13 protein-coding genes are annotated in these 16803 nt (G+C 60.6%); 8 read left to right on the top strand and 5 right to left on the bottom strand.

The features are described from left to right. Positions 1–53: 53 nt before the first annotated feature. The 7 genes from cpdA (at position 54) to ACIPZE_RS23100 (ending at position 8273) form a co-directional block, all read left to right on the top strand. Positions 54–869 carry a 3',5'-cyclic-AMP phosphodiesterase gene (cpdA, locus tag ACIPZE_RS23130; RefSeq protein ID WP_283437920.1) on the top strand — a complete coding sequence of 272 codons (816 nt, stop codon included), beginning with the start codon at positions 54–56 and terminating at the stop codon, positions 867–869. A 173-nt stretch (positions 870–1042) separates the two neighbouring features. Beyond that, complete coding sequence (locus tag ACIPZE_RS23125; RefSeq protein WP_283437919.1) at positions 1043–1651, top strand: YqiA/YcfP family alpha/beta fold hydrolase; 609 nt, start codon at positions 1043–1045, stop codon at positions 1649–1651. A 41-nt stretch (positions 1652–1692) separates the two neighbouring features. Beyond that, a complete protein-coding gene (gene parE, locus ACIPZE_RS23120; protein ID WP_129388230.1) occupies positions 1693–3600 on the top strand; it encodes a DNA topoisomerase IV subunit B in 1908 nt (635 codons plus the stop codon). Then, a complete protein-coding gene (locus tag ACIPZE_RS23115; protein ID WP_129388233.1) occupies positions 3600–4589 on the top strand; it encodes an esterase-like activity of phytase family protein in 990 nt (329 codons plus the stop codon). Before parE ends, ACIPZE_RS23115 begins: the two co-directional genes overlap by 1 nt. Then, entirely contained in the window at positions 4586–5110 is a 525-nt protein-coding gene (locus ACIPZE_RS23110; RefSeq protein WP_400775505.1) for a TIGR02281 family clan AA aspartic protease, read from the top strand. The genes ACIPZE_RS23115 and ACIPZE_RS23110 overlap by 4 nt, the downstream gene beginning before the upstream one ends. A 7-nt stretch (positions 5111–5117) precedes the next feature. Further along, on the top strand, positions 5118–7382 hold the full coding sequence (gene parC, locus ACIPZE_RS23105; protein ID WP_400775502.1) for a DNA topoisomerase IV subunit A: 2265 nt from the start codon (positions 5118–5120) through the stop codon (positions 7380–7382). 177 nt (positions 7383–7559) lie between these two features. Next, positions 7560–8273: a membrane integrity-associated transporter subunit PqiC gene (locus tag ACIPZE_RS23100; RefSeq protein ID WP_129388243.1), complete on the top strand. Its 714-nt coding sequence runs from the start codon at positions 7560–7562 to the stop codon at positions 8271–8273. Between the two features lie 325 nt (positions 8274–8598). Here ACIPZE_RS23100 and ACIPZE_RS23095 read toward each other — a convergent pair whose 3' ends face one another. Further along, positions 8599–10116 (bottom strand): AhpA/YtjB family protein, encoded by a 1518-nt coding sequence (locus tag ACIPZE_RS23095; RefSeq protein WP_400775499.1) that lies wholly within the window; start codon positions 10114–10116, stop codon positions 8599–8601. Between the two features lie 134 nt (positions 10117–10250). Here ACIPZE_RS23095 and serB point away from each other — a divergent pair, with 134 nt between their 5' ends. Next, positions 10251–11465, top strand: coding sequence for a phosphoserine phosphatase SerB (serB, locus tag ACIPZE_RS23090; RefSeq protein ID WP_129388249.1), 1215 nt, complete (start codon positions 10251–10253; stop codon positions 11463–11465). A gap of 81 nt (positions 11466–11546) precedes the next feature. Here the strand turns inward: serB and ACIPZE_RS23085 are convergent, their stop codons facing one another. The 4 genes from ACIPZE_RS23085 to ACIPZE_RS23070 form a co-directional block, all read right to left on the bottom strand. Continuing rightward, a complete protein-coding gene (locus ACIPZE_RS23085) occupies positions 11547–13298 on the bottom strand; it encodes a molecular chaperone (protein WP_400775496.1) in 1752 nt (583 codons plus the stop codon). Positions 13299–13482: 184 nt separating this feature from the next. Further along, entirely contained in the window at positions 13483–14343 is an 861-nt protein-coding gene (asd, locus tag ACIPZE_RS23080; protein WP_283437915.1) for an archaetidylserine decarboxylase, read from the bottom strand. 18 nt (positions 14344–14361) lie between these two features. Continuing rightward, positions 14362–15177, bottom strand: a complete 816-nt coding sequence (gene rhdA / locus ACIPZE_RS23075) for a thiosulfate sulfurtransferase (protein WP_129388259.1) — start codon at positions 15175–15177, stop codon at positions 14362–14364. A 42-nt stretch (positions 15178–15219) separates the two neighbouring features. Beyond that, positions 15220–16758: an HDOD domain-containing protein gene (locus ACIPZE_RS23070; RefSeq protein ID WP_283437913.1), complete on the bottom strand. Its 1539-nt coding sequence runs from the start codon at positions 16756–16758 to the stop codon at positions 15220–15222. Positions 16759–16803: the final 45 nt, after the last annotated feature.

The raw sequence follows: 16803 nt of genomic DNA, 5'->3' as shown, positions 1-16803 counted from the left end.
CAGCATAATTGCGGCACTCGATCGATTCCGTGCTTTTGCCTTGGGAGGACGCCTTGCCGAGCGTATCCACGTTGACCACCGCCGATGCGGCGCTGCTGGTGCAGTTGTCCGACAGCCATCTGTTCGCTGAAGCGGACGGTACGCTGCTGGGCATGAATACCCGCGAGAGCCTGCAAAAGGTCATTGAGCTGGTGCTGGGGCAACAACCGCAGATCGATCTGATTCTGGCTACCGGGGATATTTCCCAGGACGGCACGCTGGAGTCGTATCAGCAGTTTCGCCAGATGAGCGCGCAGATTGACGCCCCGGCGCGCTGGATTCCCGGCAATCACGACGAACCGATGATCATGGCCGAGGCCGCCGTGCAGAGCGCGCTGCTCGAACCGGTGGTCGATATCGGCAGCTGGCGGGTGACGCTACTGGATTCGGCGGTGCCGGGTTCGGTGCCGGGGTATTTGCAGGACGATCAACTGCAACTGTTGGCCCGTTCGCTGAGCGAAGCGCCGGAGCGTCATCATCTGGTGTGCTTCCATCATCATCCGGTGTCGATCGGCTGCGCATGGATGGAGCCGATCGGCTTGCGCAATCCTGAAGCGTTTTTCGAGGTGCTGGATCGTTTTCCACAGGCCCGCGCGGTGCTGTGGGGACATGTGCATCAAGAGATTGATCGCGAGCGCAATGGCGTGCGCCTGATGGCTTCGCCTTCGACGTGCATTCAGTTCGAGCCGGGCAGTGAGGACTTCAAAGTGGGAGAGCAGGCACCGGGGTATCGGTGGTTAAGGTTGTTGCCGGATGGGCGGCTGGAAACTGGCGTCGAACGCGTCATCAATTTCGCCTTCACCGTCGACTACGGCTCCAACGGCTATTGATAATCCCTGTAGGAGCTGCCGCAGGCTGCGATCTTTTGATTTTAAAAACAGAATCAAAAGATCGCAGCCTTCGGCAGCTCCTACAGGATGCAGGCGGGCATCATTTGGATGGCCCATCCTGCCCTGACTCCCTGTAAACTCCGCTATCTTTGGCCGACACTCAGGGAGCTCAAATGTCCGGTTCGATCCTCTATATCCACGGTTTCAACAGCGCCCCGGCCTCCAAAAAGGCCTGTCAGCTGGTCGCGGTGATGGAGCGGCTGGGTTTGAGCGAGCAATTGCGGGTGCCGGCGCTGCATCACCATCCGCGCGAAGCCATCGGTCAGCTGGAGCAGGCAATCGCCGAGCTGGGCAGCCCATTGCTGGTGGGAAGTTCACTCGGCGGCTACTATGCGACTCACCTTGCCGAACGCCATGGCCTGAAAGCCCTGCTGGTCAACCCGGCGGTCAGCCCGCACCGGATGTTCGACGGCTATCTGGGCACGCAGAAAAACCTGTATACCGATGAAACCTGGGAATTGACCCACGACCACGTCACGGCCCTGGCCGAACTGGAAGTGCCGGCGCCTCAGGATGCCCAGCGCTATCAGGTCTGGTTGCAGACCGGCGATGAAACACTGGATTATCGCCTCGCCCAGCAGTATTACCGGGCCTGTGCCTTGCGCATTCAGGCCGGCGGCGACCACAGTTTTCAGGGTTTCGTCGGGCAGTTGCCGGCGTTGCTGAGTTTTGCCGGCATTGGCGCCGATTTGTATAAGGCAATCGATTTCACCGCACTGTGAAGTCTTGCCCCTATTTCATGAATGACTGACGACGAGACCCTATGGCCACTCCCAGCGCTAGCTCTTATAACGCCGACGCCATCGAAGTCCTCTCGGGCCTCGACCCGGTGCGCAAACGCCCCGGCATGTACACCGACACCAGTCGGCCGAACCACCTCGCCCAGGAAGTCATCGACAACAGCGTCGACGAAGCCCTGGCCGGTCACGCCAAATCGGTGCAGGTCATCCTGCACGCTGACCACTCGCTGGAAGTCAGCGACGACGGCCGTGGCATGCCGGTCGACATCCACCCGGAAGAGGGCGTGTCGGGCGTCGAACTGATCCTCACCAAACTCCATGCCGGCGGCAAGTTTTCCAACAAGAACTACCAGTTCTCCGGCGGTCTGCACGGCGTCGGTATCTCCGTGGTCAACGCCTTGTCGACCGAAGTGCGCGTACGTGTGAAGCGTGACGGCAACGAATACCAGATGACTTTCGCCGATGGCTACAAAGCCTCCGAGCTGGAAATCGTCGGCACCGTCGGCAAGCGCAACACCGGCACCAGCGTGTACTTCGCGCCGGATCCGAAATATTTCGATTCACCAAAATTCTCCATCAGCCGCCTCAAGCACGTACTCAAGGCCAAGGCTGTGCTGTGCCCGGGGCTGCTGGTCAGCTTCGAAGACAAAGGCACCGGCGAGAAAGTCGAGTGGCATTACGAAGACGGCCTGCGCTCGTATCTGGTCGACGCCGTCAGCGAATTCGAACGTTTGCCGAACGAGCCGTTTTGCGGCGCCTTCGCCGGTAATAAAGAAGCGGTCGACTGGGCACTGCTGTGGCTGCCGGAAGGTGGCGACGCGGTACAGGAAAGCTACGTCAACCTGATCCCGACGGCGCAGGGCGGTACCCACGTCAACGGTTTGCGTCAGGGTTTGCTCGATGCGATGCGCGAGTTCTGCGAGTTCCGCAGCCTGCTGCCGCGCGGCGTGAAGCTGGCGCCGGAAGACGTCTGGGAGCGCATTGCGTTCGTCCTGTCGATGAAAATGCAGGAGCCGCAATTCTCCGGCCAGACCAAAGAACGACTGTCGTCCCGTGAAGCGGCGGCATTCGTCTCCGGTGTGGTTAAAGACGCCTTCAGCCTGTGGCTCAACGCCAACCCGGAAACCGGTCTGGCCCTGGCCGAACTGGCGATCAACAACGCCGGCCGTCGCCTCAAGGCGAGCAAGAAAGTCGAGCGCAAACGCGTCACCGCAGGTCCGGCATTGCCGGGCAAACTGGCGGATTGCGCCGGGCAAGATCCGATGCGTTCCGAACTGTTCCTGGTCGAAGGTGATTCCGCCGGCGGTTCCGCCAAACAAGCGCGGGACAAGGAATTCCAGGCGATCCTGCCGTTGCGCGGCAAGATCCTCAACACCTGGGAAGTCGATGGCAGCGAAGTGCTCGCCAGTCAGGAAGTGCACAACATTGCCGTGGCCATCGGTGTCGATCCGGGTGCGGCGGACATGAGCCAGCTGCGTTACGGCAAGATCTGCATCCTCGCCGACGCCGACTCCGACGGTCTGCACATTGCGACCTTGTTGTGCGCGCTGTTCGTCCAGCATTTCCGCCCGCTGGTGGATGCCGGTCACGTCTACGTGGCGATGCCACCGCTGTACCGCATCGACTTGGGCAAAGAGATCTACTACGCCCTCGACGAAGCCGAGCGCGACGGCATTCTCGACCGTCTGGTCGCCGAGAAGAAACGCGGCAAACCGCAGGTCACCCGATTCAAAGGTCTGGGTGAAATGAACCCGCCGCAGCTGCGTGAAACCACCATGGACCCGAACACTCGGCGTCTGGTGCAATTGACGCTGGGCGAAGACTTTGCCGAAACCGCGGAAATGATGGACATGCTGCTGGCGAAGAAACGCGCCGGTGACCGCAAGACCTGGCTCGAATCCAAAGGCAACCTCGCCGAGGTGCTGACCTGATGCAGTTTGGCTGGGCCTTGGCGGGTGCGTTGCTGCTGAGTGCGATGACAGTATCGGCCGAGCCGTTACAGGAGTTGCGCCTGCTTGCCGAGCATCCGGTCGACGGCATGCGCGGCGGCAATCTTTCGGGCCTGGCGCTGTGCGGTAACGAGTTGTGGACGGTGTCGGATCGCGATGACGATCAGATCTACCGTCTCGACACCCGCGACCAGGTCTGGCAGGCCGAAACCGTGCACATCGACGTCCCGCCAGTGCCCGACAGCGGCTTGCCGTGGGGCTTGAGTTCGCGCACCTGGGCGGCATCATTTGTTCGCGGTGGCGATCTGGACTTCGAAGGCATCACCTGCGACAACGCCGGCAATCGCTTCATTGTCAGCGAAGCTCATGCGGCCGTTTTGCAAGTGCCGCCACAAGGCCCGGCGTCATGGCTGAAAATCTCGCCGATGCTGGTGAAAGAAGCCCGTGCCAGTGGCATGTTGCTGCACTTCAATGCGCTGTTCGAAGGTTTGGCGATCAACCCGGCGGGCGATCAGTTATGGCTGGCGGCCGAGCGCGAGCGTCGCGGCCTGCTGAAGATCAAGCGCCAGCAAACGGTCTGGGATTGTGACGGTGCTTGTGTGCTGCTCAGCGAAGCCGGGGTCGAAATGCAGCCGTCGCAGTTTCCCAAGGCGCGCGCCGTGACCCGTGATTTCGCCGACCTGTCACTGTTCAGCGGCAAACTGTTCACGCTGGAGCGCAACGCCTTCCAGATCTGCCGCCGCGATGCAGTCACGGCTAAAGTCGAACATTGCTGGTCGTATGCTGAAGATGCCTTGCAACCGCAGCGCCAATACTCACAGGCCTACGGTCTGGCAGAAGCATTGGTGGTGGATGCGCAGGGCGCGTGGATCGGTATCGACAACAATGAAGGCGTCCGCGCCGACGGCGAAAAACGCCCGATCATCTGGCGCTTCGCCGCGCCGGATGGCGGTTGGAGCGCCAAGCCGTGAGCCAGCAACCTGCGGGCAAACGCGCCGGGCGGGTGCTGATGATTCTGGCATGGTGCGCGGCGTTGTTTCTGGCCACGCGGTTTTTCGGCCAGTGGGAGCAGCGCCAGCAGAATCCGAACGTGGTGGTCAGTTCGGAGCAGGGTGAAGGTTTTATCGAAGTGAAACTGGCCGGCAACGCTCAAGGGCATTTTGTCGCCAGCGGTCAGATCAACGGTGAGCCGGTCGAGTTCATGCTCGACACCGGCGCCACTGACGTGGCGATCCCGGCGGATCTGGCCAAACGCTTGAAGCTGGAAGAGGGTTTCGGTGTGACCCTGAGCACGGCCAACGGCCTGAGCCAGGGCTATCGGAGCAAAATCGACCGCCTGCAACTGGGCGACATTGTGCTGCGGGATGTTCGCGCACTGGTGGCGCCGGGGCTGCATGGCGATCAGGTGCTGCTCGGCATGAGCGCCCTGAACAAACTTGAATTTACTCAGCGCGGTGGCACCATGTTGCTGCGCCAGACAACGAACCGATGAGGCCTGCATGAGCAATCCCCTTGATCTCAGCCTGGACGGTGTAGAACGCCGGTCGCTGGCTGACTTCACCGAAAGTGCCTACCTCAACTACTCCATGTACGTGATCATGGACCGTGCACTGCCGCATATCGGCGACGGTCTGAAACCGGTACAGCGTCGCATCATTTATGCGATGAGCGAGCTGGGGCTGGACGCTGATTCCAAGCACAAGAAATCGGCGCGTACGGTCGGTGACGTGCTCGGTAAATTCCACCCGCACGGTGACTCGGCGTGCTACGAAGCGATGGTGTTGATGGCTCAGCCGTTCAGCTATCGCTACACGCTGGTCGACGGCCAGGGCAACTGGGGTGCGCCGGACGATCCGAAGTCTTTCGCCGCCATGCGATACACCGAAGCGCGTCTGTCGCGTTATTCCGAAGTACTGCTCAGCGAGCTTGGCCAGGGCACTGCCGACTGGGGCCCGAACTTCGACGGCACCCTGCAGGAGCCGCTGGTGCTGCCGGCGCGTCTGCCGAACATTCTGCTCAACGGCACCACCGGCATCGCCGTGGGCATGGCCACCGACGTGCCGCCGCACAACCTGCGCGAAGTCGCCACTGCTTGTGTGCGTCTGCTCGATGAGCCGAAAGCCACGGTTGAACAGCTCTGCGAACACATTCAGGGCCCGGACTATCCGACCGAAGCGGAAATCATCACGCCGCGCGCCGACCTGCTGAAAATGTACGAAACCGGCAAGGGCTCGGTGCGCATGCGCGCCGTTTACCACGTCGAGGACGGCGACATCATTGTCACCGCGCTGCCGCACCAGGTCTCCGGTGCGAAAGTGCTGGAGCAGATCGCCGCGCTGATGCAGGCGAAACCGTCGAAAGCTCCGCAGATCGCTGACCTGCGCGACGAATCCGACCACGAAAACCCGTGCCGCATCGTCATCATTCCGGTCAACAGCCGCGTGGATCACGATGCGCTGATGCAGCACCTGTTCGCCAGCACCGAGCTGGAGTCGACCTACCGGGTCAACGTCAACATCATCGGTCTGGACGGCAAGCCGCAGCTGAAGAATTTGCGCGCGCTGCTGGTCGAGTGGCTGGAATTCCGCGTGCAGACCGTGCGTCGCCGCCTGCAATTTCGTCTCGACAAGGTAGAACGTCGCCTGCACCTGTTGGACGGTTTGTTGATCGCTTACCTCAACCTGGATGAAGTGATCCACATCATCCGTACCGAGGAACACCCGAAAGCCAAGCTGATCGAGCGTTTCGCCCTCAGCGAAATCCAGGCCGACTACATCCTCGACACCCGTTTGCGTCAGTTGGCGCGACTGGAAGAGATGAAGCTGCGCGATGAGCAGGACGAACTGCTCAAGGAACAAGCCAAACTGCAAGCTTTGCTGGGCAGCGAAGCCAAGCTGAAGAAGCTGGTGCGCACCGAGCTGATCAAGGATGCCGAAACCTATGGCGACGACCGCCGCTCGCCAATCGTCGAGCGCAGCGAAGCCAAAGCGTTGACCGAACACGATCTGCTGCCGAACGAGAAAGTCACCGTCGTGCTGTCGGAAAAGGGCTGGATCCGTTCGGCCAAAGGTCACGAGATCGACGCCACCGGCCTGTCGTACAAGGCTGGCGACGGCTTCAAGACCTCGACGGCGGGGCGCTCCAACCAGTCTGCCGTGGTGATTGACTCCACCGGCCGCAGTTATTCGGTTGCTGCGCATACGCTGCCGTCGGCGCGTGGCCAGGGCGAACCGTTGACCGGTCGTCTGACCCCGCCACCGGGCGCGACGTTCGAATGCGTGCTGATGCCGGAAGACGAAGCGTTGTACGTAATCGCTTCCGACGCCGGTTACGGTTTTGTCGTCAAAGGCGAAGACCTGCAAGCCAAGAACAAGGCCGGTAAAGCCCTGTTGAGCCTGCCGAACAACGCCAAGGTGATCGCGCCGCGAGCAGTGGCCGATCGTGAGCACAACTGGCTGGCCTCGGTGACGACCGAAGGTCGCCTGCTGATCTTCAAAATCAGCGATCTGCCACAATTAGGTAAGGGCAAAGGCAACAAGATCATCGGTATTCCCGGTGAACGTGTGGCCAGTCGCGAAGAATATGTCACGGACATCGCCGTCATTCCGGAAGGCGCCACCTTGGTGTTGCAGGCCGGAAAACGTACCTTGTCGCTGAAAGCCGACGACCTCGAACACTACAAAGGTGAGCGTGGACGTCGCGGGAATAAACTCCCACGGGGCTTCCAGCGGGTAGATGCGCTGCTCGTCGAAAACCTCAATTAGGCGCCCTAGAGCGTTCGATCTACGATTTAACGCGTAGATCGACGCTTTGGCGCTGGAGTCGGAACGCATATTCACGGATGATATGGCCTTTCCAAGCGCCGGCGTGGCCGAGCGTTCTTCATATTTATTGAGTATTTTCACTGTGGTCAGCCTTGTGGCGGCCACCTGGACGGGATGATGACTGCGCTGCGCCTTCCACTTATTTTGTTGCTCGCCGGCGTTCTTGGCCTGGCGGGTTGCAGTGTTCACCAGCCGGTGTCGCTGTATCAACTGGACAGCGGAAGTCCGGTTCAGCCTGCGCAAAGCGCGGGCATGGCAGTTTTGTTGGGCCCGGTAGTCGTGGCTGATTACCTGCAACGTGAGACTTTGCTGCAACGTCAACCGGACGGCAGCCTGCAAGCAGCGACCGATGGTCGTTGGGCAGGGAGCCTTTCGTCGGATATCGATCAGTTGTTGATGCGTCAGGTTGCTGGTCACCTCGACAGCCAACGTGTAGTGCTGGCACCGGCCACCAGCGGATTTACCCCGGATGTGCAGGTTTTGCTGACCATCACCCGTCTGGACTCTGGTGAGAAGCAGCCGGCTATTCTCGATGCGCAGTGGCGCTTGATCGACCGTCGTGGTCAGGTGCGCGATAACCGCATTGTTCATTTGCAAGAGTTGCACGCCGGCAGCACGGCGTCGCAGGTACAGGCGCAGGGGATTCTGTTGCAGCGTCTGGCCGAGCAATTGTCGGTGGCGCTGAAACCCTTGGCCAACCAGCCACCAGTGGCTGAAGCGCCGCGTAAATCGGCACCGAAGCCAGCAGCGCCGGCGGCGGAAGCCGAGAAGCAGCCGAAGATCCCGATGGCCTCGCCGATTCGTACGGACATGGAAGTGTTCCGCTTCTAAGTCTGGATCGATTCAAGACAAAGCCCGCCTTGTGCGGGCTTTGTTGTGTCTGGGGTTTGGTAGGCAAGATCAAAAGCCCCTCACCCTAACCCTCTCCCGGAGGGAGAGGGGACTTACCGAGGTGTCTTGCGCTCTACATCGACCTGAAAGATCTTGGCGATTATGGATTCAAAGCAAGACGTTCAAGTCGGTGTAGCTCCAGAATATCCCCCAATCGGTCCCCTCTCCTTCTGGGAGAGGGCTAGGGTGAGGGGCTCTTCAGTCACCTACAAAAAAGCCCGCAGACAATCGCTTGTCTGCGGGCTTTTTCACATCGGGCTTGAGGCTACGCCCGGCGTTCATGCATCCGCGCGAGCTGCCGTTCCAGCATCGACGGATAAGGCTCCATCAACCGCTCGACACAGCAAGCCCCCTCAGGACTGGCAATCGGGCGGATCCGCGCACGCTGGCGGATCAGCGCATCGTCACTGATCTTGCGCTCAACCAGCAACAGATTGCGGCTATGTTGCGACAAGGCCAACGCGTCCTGGGCCGAATCGGTCAGCAAAAGATCGATCTGGCTCAAACCGAACAACTCGTCACCGAGGGTCAGGCCCAGTTGCAATTGCAGGGTGATGCCGCTGTCTGCGACCTCGATCTGCAACTGATGACCCAGCGCCCGCAGCAACTCGCCGCAGCAAATCGCGTTGGTCAGGTAATCGTCGCCGCTGTCTTCGGTGTGGAACAGCATCAGCGTGCTGCCGTCGTTCAGGGTTTCGATTTCGCCCTGATACAGCGACGCCGCTTGATCGAGGCAATCGCGATAGCGCTCCAGCAACTCTTCCAGACGCGCACGCGGCAGACGACGCAGTTGCTCCTGCGAGCCCAATTGCACCGCCAGCACAGCGCTGTGTTGCGGCACGCTTGGCGTGGCCTTGCGGATTACCGGCTGGGGCGCGGTATCAAGGGATTCGTCGCGCAGATCGGCGAAGGCGTCGTCGTCTTCATCGTCTTCAACGGTGCTGACCACGTGGCGCGGCGCCGGCTTTTGGGCGGCCAGGGGGCGGGTTTCGTCGAAGCTCGGGTCGCGCAGGTTACGCACTTCGAACTCCGGCTCGTCGTCCTCTTCTTCTTCTTCGAACTCGGGTTCCGGCTCAGGTTTAGGCGCGGGCTCCGGGGCGTAGTTGGCGTGCAACTGGCGCGCCAGATCGCCGATCTCGTCCTGGCGATCAGTGCCCGGCGTGTATTCGTCGATGTTGCGCAGCCAGACGCGCAATTGCAGCAGCGGCGTCGACAGATAGCGGCCCATGCGCAGGCTCAAGGCCAGCGACAGCGCCAGCAGAATCCCGCTGAGAATGCCCATGCTTTGCAGGCTGATGGTCATTGGCTGCTGGAACTGATCCATGTCCAGGCTGATGCGCAGTTGCCCGGCGGTCACGTCCTGGAAAGTGATCTTGCTCTCGTACATGCCTTCGGCTTCGCCCAGCAGGCTGTGCTTGGGCCGCTGACCGGACTCGGCGAGGATGCGGTTATCCACGCTGTAGATCGCCGCGTGGGCGACCAGTTTGTTCTTGGTCAGGTTGTTGAGCAGCACGTTGAGGCTGAGGATGTCGTTGGACACCAACAGCTCGGTGGCAGAGGTCGCGGTCTGCGTGGTCAGGCTTTCGCCCAGCGCATCGGCCTGCTGGTGCATGGCCTGCTTGAATTGTAAACCCATCACGCCGGCATAGATCACCAGGGCCAGAGCGACCAGGATCACGTTATGGCTGGCAATGCGCAATGCAATCGGTACACGGCGGTGGCGCAGTGCACGGAAGATCAGCAGGAAGAAGTTATCGGTTTTAACTGGCGTGGGCCGGTTCACTGAGCTCGGCTCTTTTGTCCGTGAAGTTGACGCGCAGTATAGCGACAGGCCCTAGACCGGCAAAGCGCTCGCGGTGCCCGATGGTCACTGAAAGTGGGTAGAATGCGGTTTTTTTCCAGTTGCGGGGGTGCGCGTTGCGCGAAATCGTCCTGATTAACATCACGGGAGTCGACCGTCCGGGTCTGACGGCAGCCATTACCGGTGTTCTGGCACAAGGTGGTGTGAACATTCTCGATATCGGTCAGGCGGTGATCCACGACACCCTGTCGTTCGGCATCCTGGTTGAAATTCCTGACTCCGAGCAAGGTAAATCCGTGCTCAAGGACATCCTGTTCAAGGGCTACGAGCTTGACCAGCAGGTGCGCTTCACCCCGGTGTCCGAAGAGGACTACCAGCAATGGGTGGGCAATCAGGGCAAGAAACGCCACATCGTCACCCTGCTGACCCGCAAAGTGACTGCCGGCCAATTGCAGGCCGTCAGTTCGATCACCGCTAAATATGGCTTGAATATCGATCATATCGACCGTCTGTCGGGTCGTATGCCGCTGGACACTCCGGCCGATAAAGGCAAAGGTTGCATCGAATTTTCCGTGCGTGGCGAAGCGGCTGATCCGCAGGCGCTGCGCGCCGAATTCCTCAGTGTCGCGCAGGAACTGAATGTCGATATCGCCTTCCAGGAAGATTCGCTGTTCCGTCGTAACCGTCGCCTGGCGGTGTTCGACATGGATTCGACGCTGATCGAAGCCGAAGTCATCGATGAGCTGGCCAAGGCTGCCGGCGTGGGTGATCAGGTTTCCGAGATCACCGAGCGGGCAATGGCCGGCGAACTGGATTTTCGTGCCAGTTTCAAAGAGCGTCTGGCCTTGCTCAAAGGTCTGGATGTCAGCGTACTGGACTCGATCGGTGCTTCGCTGCGTCTGACCGAAGGCGCCGAAACGCTGTTCGCCGAACTCAAGCGTCTGGGCTACAAGACCGCGATCCTGTCTGGCGGCTTCACCTATTTCGCCAAACAGTTGCAGGCCAAGCTCGGCATCGACTACGTGTTCGCCAACGAACTGGAAGTGGTGGATGGCAAGTGCACGGGCGTGGCGATCGAGCCGATTGTCGATGCGCAGCGCAAGGCGGATCTGTTGAAAGAGCTGGCGCACAAAGAAGGTTTGCGTCTGGAGCAGACCATTGCCGTGGGCGATGGCGCGAACGATTTGCCGATGCTGGCGATTGCCGGGTTGGGCGTGGCGTTCCGTGCCAAGCCGCTGGTCAAGCAATCGGCGAAGCAGGCGATTTCGACGTTGGGTCTGGATGGCGTGCTGTATCTGCTGGGCTTTCGTGATCGCGACGGGCAGTTGTAAATAAAGAGCAAAAGATCGCAGCCTTCGGCAGCTCCTACATAGGTTTCCTGTAGGAGCTGCCGCAGGCTGCGATCTTTTGCTTTAAAGCGATTTCCACAACGAATCAAAATCCTCCTCGCTCGCGCCATTCTGCGCGGCCTCCAGCGAGCGATAAGCAAACTGATTGAAACTGTGCGTACTCGCCACCCGTCGATCAAGGCCGGCGCGGTGTTCTTCGCCCTGAGTGTTGATCAGCACTTTATTGCCTTCCTGAAACGGTAAGCGTGGCGCCAGCAGCGTTGCGGGCACGTCGATCGCGCTGATCTCCGGCAACAATAATCCGCGCAAATACTGGCTGTGATCGTCGCGTGAACGCACCAGTTGCAAGCCGCAGGGCTGCGCATGTGGCGCCACCAGTTCAATGCCCATTTGCGTACCGCCGCCGCGCACCTGACGAATCCAGCGAATCACCGCGATGCTCCAGCCCAGACTGACGCTGTCCTGAATGCCGAGCATTTCTCCGGCCTGCAATTCGGCAGGCACTTCTTTCGGCCAGCCCAGGCAGTAACCGCCGGGACTGTGATTGATCACGGGCAATGCGTAAGTCGGGTAGTGCGGCGCCGCATCGGCGCTGCTTTCGTCTTCGACGAGGTGGTCGTACTGGATTTCTTCGTAGGGCAAAAACTGCTCGTTATTCTGCGGCGCCGCGTCGAAAGCCTGGCTCCAGCTGTCCTTCTCACCTTTTGCCACGGCGTGGCTGAAATTCGCCGCGCGGGCGCCGGGGTGTTTGAGCATATCGCTGAAGCTACGCTCGCCGCCGAGGTAGAAGTGCAGGGCGCTCATGCCCACGCACACGGTCAGATTGCCCTGACCGACGGTGCGCTGAAAACTGCGCTCGGCGGCCTGGCCCCATGCGGCATGCAGGTGTTGCAAGGTGTCGAAGCTGAGCCCGGTCGGGATCGGCAAGGGTGTCGACGTGTCCTGGTGCAGCAAATGCGCTTCGATGGCGTTTACCAGCGGCTGTGGATCGAAGCCGAGCAATCCGGCCTGTTGCTCACTGCGAAACATGTTGCGATAACGCGGCCCGGCGTCGATTTGCGCGCTGACCGCAAACAGACCGTCGTCCGGGCGGGCGGGATGCAGCTTGAGCAGAGCGCTCCATGGTTCGAGCACTTCTGCCAATCGCGCGATCTGGTTCTGGCGCAGTTGATTGCAGCGGGCGCTGCCCAGCAGCAGGGCGGCGATGTAGGTCTGCTCCAGGCTCAATTCGGTGGTCAGGCTGGCCAGATCGTCATGCACTCGACGCTGTTGCAGTTGCAACTCACACGCTGTGCGATACAGCTGATGCAGCTCAAACCACAGGTGTTCCGGTGGCGGGCTATAGAGTTGAGTCGCGCGGACCAGTTGGCCTTTCGACGCGTGCGTTGCGCGTTGCAGTGCGGTGCTGAGCAGCGCTGCGCGATCCTTGGCGTACTTCGGCGCAATGCGCAGGACGATCTGTTTGTAGCCGATGGCCAGATGACTTTGCAGCGCCTGACAGAGATTGCTGATCTTGCGAGAGCGCTCGTCGAGCATGATCGCCTGATGAAGAAAGTGTCGCTCCAGATGCTGGCAGACGAAGTAAACCTCGGGGCGCAGCAATTCGAGCAACTGCAGACGGTTGTCGCTGGGGGTGAGCAGTTGGTTGAGTTCGCCGAGGCCTTGATACAGCAGGCGGGCGGTTTCGCCGATGTTGGCCTTGGGCAAGTCGGCGATCCAGCGCTTGAGGTCGCGCGGGCTGGCTTCGCAAAACGACAGGCGTGGCTGACTCGGGGTCGGTGCGCGTAGCTGCGGTGGGGAAATGGCCTGGCTCATGCCAAAAACCATAGCAGCAAATAAGCGAACTGGTGTTCTGCCTCAACGCTTCGTCATTGACGATGCACACATAACAACGTGTAGGAGCTGCCGAAGGCTGCGATCTTTTGATGTTGATTTTAAAAACCAAGATCAAAAGATCGCAGCCTGCGGCAGCTCCTACAGGGATTGTGTGTTTCTAGAATCAGGCTTTTGGCACTGCCAGGCCTTGGCCCATCTGTACTGGAGAGCCGGCTACCAGTTCTTCAGCCCATTTCACCTGATCCGGGCCGAACAGCACGACGGCAGTCGAACCCAGCTTGAAGCGGCCCAGCTCGGCGCCTTTTTCCAGATGGATCGGCGCACGCGCGGCTTCGTCGTAACGGAAGGTTTTCAGTTCACGCTTCGGCGGCGTGACCAGACCGGCCCAGACGGTTTCGATCGAAGCGACGATCATCGCGCCCACCAGTACAACGGCCATCGGCCCGCGCTCGGTGTCGAAAATGCACGCTACGCGCTCGTTGCGGGCAAACAGCTCCGGCACGTTTTCGGCGGTGGTCTGGTTGACCGAGAAGATCCGGCCCGGGATGTAAACCATCTCGCGCAAAGTGCCGGCCAACGGCATGTGCACGCGGTGGTAGTCCTTCGGCGACAGATAGATGGTGGCAAAATCGCCGCCCATGAACGGCGCCGCGTTGGCGGCATCACCGCCGAGCAATTCCAGCACGCTGAAGCTGTGGCCCTTGGCCTGGAATACGCGACCGTGCTCGATCGGGCCGAGCTGGCTGACCGCACCGTCGGCCGGGCTGAGGATCGCGCCCGGGGTTTCGTCCAGTGGGCGCGCGCCGTCTTTCAGAGCGCGGGTGAAGAAGGCGTTGAAGTGCTCGTAAGCGGTCAGGTCTTCGACCAGCGCTTGCGACATGTCCACCTGGTAACGCTTGGCGAACCACTGGGTGAAGGCATTCTTGAACCAGCGCACGCGGCACTCGGCAATGCAGCCGGCGAGGCGCGACAGCAGGTGATGAGGCAGCAGGTACTGGCTGAGGATAAACAGACGCTCTTTCATTAGTTGTCCTTAAAAACCTTAAATCTCGACAGGCGTGTCAGGGTGGTTGCCCCATTCGCCCCAGGAACCGGCGTAGCCCTTGACCCGCGGATACCCGAGGGACTTGGCCACCAGATAAGTGAAGCCCGACCGGTGATGGGTCTGGCAATGGGTAATGATTTCTTTGTCCTTGCTGATCCCGAGGTCTTCGAGGATCTGTGGCATGTCCGTACGAATGCGCAACTGACGGGCCTTGTCCATGCCGGCGGTCCATTCGAAATTAACCGCACCGGGGATGTGCCCGGCCTTGGCGGCCAGCACTTTCTCGCCAGAATATTCCAGCGGCCCGCGCGCGTCCCAGATCGCCAGATCGGCAGCACCGAGGCGGCTTTGCAGGTATTCACGGGTTGCGGTCGGCTCGTCGTGCAAGGTCAGCGCGACCGGGCCGCCCACTGCTGGTGGCACCTGGATCGACATCGGCATGCCATCTGCCAGCCATGCCGGCAAACCACCGTCTATATAGTGGTACTTGTCGTGACCGATCACGTCGAGCAGCCAGATGAAGCGCCCGGCCCAGCCGCCGCCTTCGTCGTCATACACCACGTAGACCGCGTCCTTGCGATGGCCCAGCTCACCGAACAATGCTTCCAGATCGGCTTTGGCCGGCAGCAAACCTGGCGCCGGCGGCTGGCCGAGCTGGGTACGTTTCGGGTCGACAAAGCGTGCACCGGGAAGGTGACCTTCGGTGTAGCGGGCGGGACTGGTCAGGTCCACCAGAATCAGGTTGCTGGCCTCAAGCCGAGGAAGCAAGTCGCTCGGTTCGATGACGAGCGGCAAGCCAGAGAAGTCAGACATGTGAGGTCTCCAGAGCACAAAGGGGAGGATTGTAGCGCAGCCTCATCGGCCACGGCTGCTAAAGCTTTGCAGGGCTTTTTCGATGCATTGCGCGGTTTTGCCAAAGGCTTGCACGCTGATATCGGCGAACGGCCCGCCGCCCTGGTCGGCGACGACGATCATGATCACCCGGCCGTTATTGACCAATGAACGCAAGAGCAGATGCTCGCCACGAAACAGTGCGCGCAGGCTCGGAGGCAGCAGGGCGGAAAACTGTGCGTTGTTGTCCTGGTTGATGCGCACCTGCGCTTGTTGCGCGAGCAGGCGTTGCAGCACGGTACTTTGACTGACGGCGAACGTCAGCGCAGCGGCTTCTTTTGGCAAACCATGCGTTTGTTGCACGCGCAGACTGGATTGCGTGCGGTCGGCCATCAGGATCAGCACCCGACGCATGCCGCTGGCAACCAATGCATCGCGGGCCGCAACGGTCAGGCTCATGGCATTGGTGAAGCGGCTCGGTTCTGCCAGCAGTTCGGCGCACTGCTTGCGCCATTGCGTCAGGTCTTCGGCGTTGGGCGCTGCGGCGGGCAACATGCCGGCCGGTAAGCGCCGGGTGCCCCACGGCCACAACAGCGAAACCGCCGGGTGCCACAAGTCTGGCATTGCATGATGACGGGCGCTGTTGGCGGCCTGCTGGTGCAATTGTTGCTGCACTTCATCCATCGAAATTTGCAGGTAAAGGCTGGTCAGGTACTGCCAGCGTTCGCTGTGCGGACTGTCCCAGGCCTGTTGCGCCGACAGCGCCAGACCATTGGCCAGTAGCACTGTGTTGGCCGGCTGATTGAGCCAGCGGCGCAATGTCGGATCATCGTCGAGGCGGTTTTGCTGGCGCAACGGATGTTCGCTGTCGCGAGCGATGCGCAGCACTTTGACCAATTCGCGTTGTTCGCTGAGGAGCAGTTTGTAGCCCTGCTGAACCCAGATCGGCAGATGCCAGGCTTCGACCAGCGCGTCGGCGATTCTCAACAGGCGCACGCCAAACAATTGCTTTTCGACGGTGCGTGCCGACTCGCCCTTGTGGATAACCCGCAGTTCCCATTCTTCCAGCAACTGTGGATAGGTCAGCGCCAGCGGCCACAACGGCGACAGAAACAGCAGGCTGCCCCAATGAATGTCCTGCCACAGCCGCGCCAGGCGGCTGGCGAAAAAACCGTTGGCCTGTTGCGTCGCGTGCTGGCTGATCATCTGCAATTGGCGCAGGGCCTTGGGAATTTGCATCAGTGGCTCGGCGGGCAAGCGCGCGAGCAACTCTTCGGTACGCGCCAGGCCGAGACGGTTGATCGCCACTTCAAGATTTTCCGCCGGCGAAGCCATATTGCCGTGGGTGTGACGATTGGCCTCACGGATGATGCTCAAGGCCAGTGCGGGGCTGTCCTGCATCAGATCGGCGATGTCGCGCAGCGAGCTGCGATTGTCGCGAATCGCCCGGCAAACCTTGTCGTGAGCCTCTTGCGGTACGGGCAGTCGAACGCTGTCGAGCAGCTTGACCCAGCCGTCGAGCGTAGTCGGTTTTGCGTGTGGGACGTTCGTTTCATTAGCCATGTCTGGAGGGGATCTTCACTGACTGTAGACGCGCCCGGCATGGGC

Source organism: Pseudomonas sp. NPDC089741 (assembly GCF_044748825.1).
GTDB classification, from domain to species: Bacteria; Pseudomonadota; Gammaproteobacteria; order Pseudomonadales; family Pseudomonadaceae; genus Aquipseudomonas; species Aquipseudomonas helmanticensis.
This window is presented reverse-complemented; position numbering and strand designations above follow the sequence as displayed.